Genomic DNA, 6,429 nt, shown 5'->3' on the forward strand with positions numbered 1-6,429 from the left:
TTGTGGATTGCACAACTTCCGTCTCAGCTATCGCTAGCTGGTGACAGCTTAGGGTGAAAGGAATAGAAACGATCCCACTTTTCTCTACAACCTCTTATTTCCGATTAAGTTTATTTTCTTCTTGCCTGCCTATTGCTCCCAGATGAACCCCATCGAAGGACAGTGGCATCAACTCAAAGCCCATGAAATTTCAGGACGAATGTTCGACAATGAATATGATTTAGCCCTTGCTGTAATCGACGGCATGGAATCACGGAGTGAACAAGGGGGATATACGTTAGAGCGTTTTAGGTTTAAATCATCCTAGCTACTTATTCGCCCTTTATAAAGCTTCTTTAGGCTTTGTTTGGACTTAAATTTTGTTTAAGTCCCGCTAAAGCATCTCACTCCTTGCTAAGCGCCCCTAAAGGATTCGTGAAAGTGCGAAAAATCAGTAGGGACACGGCATTGTCCCTAACCTTGGTGGCGGCAACGTCGGAACCGCAATATATTCCACTCATCTGAAAAACGTTATAGAAAACGCTTACATGAATCTTGTTAGCTGCACGCGGTAGCGTTCCTTTTTAGTGACAGCAATTTCCCCAACCTCTAACCGTCCTTTGCCGCGAATCACAATTAAGTCTCCAGACTTCAGAAGATGACTTGGCTGAGTGACTTCTTTCCAGTTCAATCGCACATCACCGCCGTCAATAAAATCAACCATTTTGCTGCGAGACATCCCAAAGCCAGCGGAAGCGATCGCATCCAGCCTCAAAGAAGCCTCAACTGTTGTTAATTCTTTCTTTTTCGGTTCCCGAATTTTTAACTCGCTTAACTCAATTTGCCGAGTTTTTACCGGGACAGAACGCACCTGATTGAGATGCATTCCCAAAAACTCCACCATTTCTGGAACAACAATCGCCTGCGCTCCTTGCTCTCCCAGCACAATCACGTCGCCAGTCTTTTCGCGTACAATTCCACAACCCAACATTGCGCCGAGGAAGTCTCGGTGGGTGGCTTGGTCGAACAAGAAATTACCGGCAATATCGATAGCAGCAATCGAAACTTGTGAGGCATCGAGGGGTAATTCTGCACGCGCGATCGCTATCCGTTGTCGTTCAGCTTGCGGATAACCTCCCCAAGCAACCAGTTGGACTTCTGTTAACCGATTAAACGCTTGCTGGATTTCAGCCAGTTCTGGAGGAGACAGAAAATCCGTAAAGACTACTTCCCACGTTTTAATCGCTTGATCGGCTTGGTCGATAACACGAGCGACAGTCTCTCGATTTTCGACTCCTTTGAGGAGTTCTTCCCTTGGCAACATACAGCAGACGCTAGATTGAGGTGAAACTTTCTTGATTCTATCGTTGGGAGCGGAACCTGACGGACAATGCGAGGAGTGCGATCGTTTTCGCGGATGCTGCTTTTAGCGGCTCCTCGCGCTTGGTTAAACTGAATCATTCCCCTTTACCCAAACCGATTCCCGACCTCCTTCCACGACCACCCGTCGTTTCTCACTAAGGCGAGAAGCAAACGTCGTCGTCTCGTCAAGTTGCTGACTTCTAATGCAAAGGCTTCATCGCTAACAGTGGGAATTCCATTCGCACGTAACTCATCGAGAACTGCCAGGGGTGGCACGTCTGAGGCTGGCTTAATGTAAGCAGAAGTCAGGGTTTCTAGAAAGACTGACAGGGTTTGCCGCACTGGGTATAGCGCCACCGCATCGGGTCGATGTTCCGGCTTAATTCCAGATTCGAGCAAGGTCAGCGCCTCGTCCAAGACAGCTATGTTAACTTCCGCCGCTGTCTCCCGCTTGGTGCTATGAAAGTAATGAAGTACCGGATAAGCGAAATGACTTTGCCCGTATAAGGCTAGCATGGGCGCGATCGCTACTAAGTGCTGAGACAGCATCCCAAAATCTTTGCCATTCCAAGCTTTAGTTACGATTTCGGTAGGAGTATAGCCAAGACAGGAAATGTAGGTTGCCAACTGTCGCTTCTGAGTCCCGGCTGACACCACAGAAAGCAGATAGGTAATCGACAGAGTAATCAGGAAAAACCCATTCGCTGCTGCTGCGGCTGTCGCCAGTTGCCAAATTTTTCCTTGGGGTTGGTAGTCTCCGAGACCGAGGGTAACTAACGTATAACCTGTAAAGTAAATTTTCTCTCAGATGTCAGCAGGCTGCTTTGTATCCGCAGAAACCAAAGAGCGATCGCTGGCGCTAAAAATTAAGACCCATCCTGCCCAAGTAGCCAAAATCCACAGCAGCGTAGAAATGCCAATGGTGCTGTAGCCTGCAACGGAAAGCATCTGATGAGAGGGAGAGGAGCGATGTCGATGGAGAAGCAATTTCCACAAGCAATTGGACAATCTAGATGTAATCGGCCCCCCACCACCGCCGACGGCGATCGTTGTCCAAAGCACATCAACTACGATCGAGCCGACGAGCGCAACTCCCAAACAAGTTGGCAATATTTGCATCTAAACCCCCTTCCAGTGACTTGCGCTCAGGCTGGTAGTTAAAGTAACAATGTTGTGTTTGTTACATCCTCTGCCCGTGGATGGAAGACCCAGCCAGCTCGAAAGGTTGGAAGGTGCTTATTTTCTAGACTCCCTCTGAGTCAACGTAGCCTTGGATATTTTCGGGTTCAAACTGACGGAGAATCCGAGTCGCTTGGCGGATGATCGTTTCGGAAGCTTTGACGACAATCAGATACTTACCGGCATTGAGGCGGTTGCGGTAAGGCAAGGCATCACCACTTCCCAGCGCCAAGCCTACTCCTCCCCCCACAAACACGCTACCCATCGCACCGGAGGCGGCACCTAAAAGTCCAGCAATCAGGTAATTGCCGATTGGACCCGCCCAGGCAAAGGTGTCTAAACCCGTAGTGATATTGAAAGCTATTCCAGCGAAAAATCCAAAGGGGATGAGCCAATAAGCCATCAGCTTTGATTGCTTTTTAGCTTGCTCGTTGGGGTCAATTAAGCCAAATTCATCCGCGCTTTTGTATCCTCTGCCCAAAATACTAACTTTATTCATCGGTAAGCCTTCTTTCTCTAAAGCGGAATAGGCGGCTTCTGCCTGGATGCGGTCTGCCAGTACGGCAACGAGATAATTCATGGTGATTCGTAAAATGCTGAGATAGCCTTAGTTAAAGCCTAGCAGTGCAAGGGACAGCAAATCTTCTACCGTAATTAGGATGCACTTGCGCGAGAAGTCGCTAGGAGCGGTATATGCGAAAGCGATCGCATTTGTGCGATGGGTAGCTGATATCTTTGGCTGTGTTTTGTTTCGTTCCGCCATCGGCAAGAAGCACTTCGCCCACGCGAATGAAAGTTAAAAACTTTCAGCCAACCAGCCGTACAAAGACACCTGATACAGTTAAAATGACCTTCTGCCTGTATTGTTCGTGGTGGAGAGTGATTAGACGCGATGTCTAAGCCAGCTCCCATCAGGCAAGCTTGCTCCCAAGGTTTTACCGGCACGCGATCGCGTAACGCAAGGGAGCTATCCTGGCGAAGTGGATGCAACGCAACGCGCGACTTGCGGTTTTGACCTTTTAGGGGTCGTGCGTGCGTGTCGTAATGGAATTTTTATTTAGACTCACCTGCCCATCATGTCCAAGGTTCTTGTTTCCGATCCCATAGACCAAGTTGGAATAGATATCCTCTCCCAAGTTGCCCAAGTTGACATTAAAACAGGTCTTTCTCCAGAAGAACTGGTGCGAATTATGCCAGAGTATGACGCTCTGATGATTCGTTCTGGAACCCATGTCACCAAAGAAATTATCGAAGCGGGCACCCAGCTAAAAATTATTGGTCGTGCTGGAGTTGGCGTCGATAATGTCGATGTTCCAGCCGCCACCCGACAAGGAATTGTCGTCGTCAATTCCCCCGAAGGTAACACCATTGCAGCAGCAGAACACGCTTTGGCAATGATGCTATCGCTCTCCCGTTATATCCCCGAAGCCAATCAGTCGGTGAAAAGCAGTCAGTGGGATCGCAAGAGTTTTATCGGGGCTGAAGTTTACAAGAAAACGCTGGGTGTTGTCGGTTTGGGGAAAATTGGTTCTCATGTCGCCAGCGTTGCGAAAGCGATGGGGATGAAACTGCTAGCTTACGATCCCTTCATCTCGGTAGAACGGGCAGATGAACTGGGTTGTCGTCTAGTCGATCTGGATATGCTGTTTCAGGAATCCGATTACATTACCCTGCACATCCCCAAAACTCCAGAAACGACTCATCTGATTAACGCCGAAGCGATCGCTAAAATGAAACCCACGACTCGGATTATCAATTGTGCCCGTGGTGGCATTATTGATGAGGCGGCCTTGGCGGAGGCGTTAAAAGCTGGCAAAATTGCCGGGGCGGCGTTGGACGTTTTTGAGACAGAACCGCTTGGCGAGTCGGAGTTGCGATCGCTGGGGAAAAATCTTATCCTCACTCCCCACCTGGGAGCCTCTACAGCAGAAGCGCAGGTAAATGTCGCTATTGATGTTGCCGAGCAGATTCGGGACGTTCTGCTGGGGCTACCAGCGCGTTCAGCCGTGAATATTCCTGGGTTGCGGCCTGACGTATTGGAAAAACTCAGACCTTATCTCCTATTGGCGGAAACTCTGGGTCATCTAGTTGGGCAACTGGCTGGAGGACGGATTGAGTTGTTGAATATCAGCTTGCAGGGAGAATTGGCAACCAATCAAAGTCAGCCTCTCATCGTAGCAGCACTGAAAGGGCTGCTCTCTCAAGCGTTGAGAGAGCGAGTGAACTACGTGAATGCCAGTATTGAGGCAAAGGAGCGGGGAATTCGCGTGATTGAAACGCGGGATGCCTCGATTCGAGATTATTCGGGTTCGCTGCACCTAGCGGCGAGAGGTTCGTTAGGAGAACACTCGGTGACTGGCGCTTTGTTGGGCGATAACGAGATTCGGATCACCAGTATTGATGATTTTCCCATCAACGTTCCCCCCACTGCTAATATGCTGTTTACCCTGCACCGCGATATGCCAGGAATTATCGGGAATATTGGTTCGCTATTGGGCAGCTTTAATGTCAATATTGCCAGTATGCAGGTGGGTCGTAAAATCGTGCGCGGCGATGCAGTAATGGTGTTAAGCCTGGACGATCCCCTACCAGAGGGAATTTTGGCGGAAATTCTCAAGATTCCCGGCATTAGAGATGCCTATACGGTAACTTTATAAGTGCTGAGGATGGAGGATGTAGGACTGAGGACTGAGGTATGAGGACTGAGGATGAAGAAAAGAGATACACAAAGAGTAAATTCTTTTTAGTTTCTCTTGACTCTCTATTGCTAAGTTCTACGTTCTAACCTTCCTCAGTCCTCAGGCAGTGCTTCGCACCACTGGGCTAACAGTCCTCAGCCCTCAGTCCTCAGTCCTCAGTCCTCATACCTCAGTCCTTAGTCCTCAGCCCTCAGCCCTGATGTATGGCAAACACCTGGTGGGAAATTCAAGTTCTCTGCGACCCAGCCTTAGAAGATTTAATTTTCTGGCGGCTGGAAAAATTTGGCTGTCGCGGCACATCCATTGAGGTTAAAGGACACTCGCGCCTAGTGTGTGGTTATTTATCCGCACTCCAAGCGCAGTTATTAGATTTGGCGGCGCTGTCTCTGTGGCTGCGTCAAGATGCGCTGAATGTGGGAATGCCGATGCCGGTGATGGATTGGCATTTAATTGATGAGGAAGATTGGGCAAGTAGCTGGAAGCAATACTGGCAACCGCAAGAAGTTGGCGATCGCTTATTAATCTACCCTGCCTGGTTGCCCCCTCCAGAGCAGACGGAACGGCTTACGCTCCGCCTCGATCCCGGAGCCGCTTTTGGCACCGGCACCCATCAAACGACTCAGCTGTGTCTGGAAGCGTTGGAGATGCGATTGGGTTTGGGCACTCCCGATATCGTTGTGGCAGATATTGGTTGTGGATCTGGCATTCTCTCAATTGCCGCGATGCTGTTAGGTGCGGAAAGAGTTTATGCCGCAGATCTTGATCCGATGGCGGTGCGAGCCACTCACAGCAACCGAGAACTCAACAAAATTAGCCCCGATCGGTTGATTGTGGAGCAAGGCAGTATCGACCGCTTAATGCAATTGTTACATGAGCCGGTCGATGGCATTCTTTGCAATATTCTGGCGGAGGTGATTATCGACTTGATCCCGCAGATGACAGAGATGGCTAAACCCAGCACTTGGGGGATTATTAGCGGCGTTTTGCTGGAACAAGCCAAACCCATTGCCGATACTTTAGAGCAACATGATTGGATTGTTGCGACCCTCTGGCGGCGTCAAGAGTGGTGCTGCTTTAATATTCGACGCTCATAAATTACGTCTAATGTGAATTAGACAAAGGAACGGGAGAGATTGAGAATCAAAGTACCACCCATGAAACTCATCTCTCCGATGACTAGCATAGACTTTCCTAACTTGATGATTGTCGT

Annotated in this window: 7 protein-coding genes; 3 read left to right on the forward strand and 4 right to left on the reverse strand. The window is 49.2% G+C overall.

Annotated features, from left to right (window positions below; genetic code table 11):
* Window positions 1–523 precede the first annotated feature (523 nt).
* The 4 genes from NC996_RS28050 to NC996_RS28065 all read right to left on the reverse strand — a co-directional run bounded on the left by NC996_RS28050 (window position 524) and on the right by NC996_RS28065 (window position 3,100).
* Window positions 524–1,303, reverse strand: coding sequence for a photosystem II S4 domain protein (locus NC996_RS28050; protein WP_190684934.1), 780 nt, complete (start codon window positions 1,301–1,303; stop codon window positions 524–526).
* 143 nt (window positions 1,304–1,446) lie between these two features.
* Window positions 1,447–1,968, reverse strand: a complete 522-nt coding sequence (locus tag NC996_RS28055; protein WP_348260037.1) for a hypothetical protein — start codon at window positions 1,966–1,968, stop codon at window positions 1,447–1,449.
* 177 nt (window positions 1,969–2,145) lie between these two features.
* Complete coding sequence (locus NC996_RS28060; RefSeq protein WP_190684937.1) at window positions 2,146–2,460, reverse strand: hypothetical protein; 315 nt, start codon at window positions 2,458–2,460, stop codon at window positions 2,146–2,148.
* Window positions 2,461–2,584: 124 nt separating this feature from the next.
* Complete coding sequence (locus tag NC996_RS28065) at window positions 2,585–3,100, reverse strand: hypothetical protein (RefSeq protein ID WP_190411820.1); 516 nt, start codon at window positions 3,098–3,100, stop codon at window positions 2,585–2,587.
* Window positions 3,101–3,179: 79 nt separating this feature from the next.
* On the opposite strand from NC996_RS28065, the gene NC996_RS28070 reads away from it, so the two are divergent.
* From NC996_RS28070 to prmA, 3 genes are all read left to right on the forward strand, one after another.
* Entirely contained in the window at window positions 3,180–3,320 is a 141-nt protein-coding gene (locus NC996_RS28070) for a hypothetical protein (protein ID WP_206755349.1), read from the forward strand.
* A gap of 276 nt (window positions 3,321–3,596) precedes the next feature.
* On the forward strand, window positions 3,597–5,177 hold the full coding sequence (serA, locus tag NC996_RS28075) for a phosphoglycerate dehydrogenase (protein WP_190684943.1): 1,581 nt from the start codon (window positions 3,597–3,599) through the stop codon (window positions 5,175–5,177).
* Window positions 5,178–5,422: 245 nt separating this feature from the next.
* Entirely contained in the window at window positions 5,423–6,313 is an 891-nt protein-coding gene (gene prmA / locus NC996_RS28080) for a 50S ribosomal protein L11 methyltransferase (RefSeq protein WP_190684945.1), read from the forward strand.
* Window positions 6,314–6,429 lie beyond the last annotated feature (116 nt).

Source organism: Trichocoleus sp. ST-U2 (genome assembly GCF_039961875.1).
Classification (GTDB): domain Bacteria; phylum Cyanobacteriota; class Cyanobacteriia; order Cyanobacteriales; family FACHB-T130; genus FACHB-T130.

What these genes read in the sequence shown, in the direction of transcription:
- NC996_RS28060 (WP_190684937.1), bottom strand. Translation starts at nt 2,460, where the DNA reads ATGCAAATATTGCCAACTTGTTTGGGAGTTGCGCTCGTCGGCTCGATC.
- NC996_RS28070 (WP_206755349.1), top strand. Translation starts at nt 3,180, where the DNA reads ATGCACTTGCGCGAGAAGTCGCTAGGAGCGGTATATGCGAAAGCGATC.
- serA (WP_190684943.1), top strand. Translation starts at nt 3,597, where the DNA reads ATGTCCAAGGTTCTTGTTTCCGATCCCATAGACCAAGTTGGAATAGAT.
- prmA (WP_190684945.1), top strand. Translation starts at nt 5,423, where the DNA reads ATGGCAAACACCTGGTGGGAAATTCAAGTTCTCTGCGACCCAGCCTTA.
- NC996_RS28050 (WP_190684934.1), bottom strand. Translation starts at nt 1,303, where the DNA reads ATGTTGCCAAGGGAAGAACTCCTCAAAGGAGTCGAAAATCGAGAGACT.
- NC996_RS28065 (WP_190411820.1), bottom strand. Translation starts at nt 3,100, where the DNA reads ATGAATTATCTCGTTGCCGTACTGGCAGACCGCATCCAGGCAGAAGCC.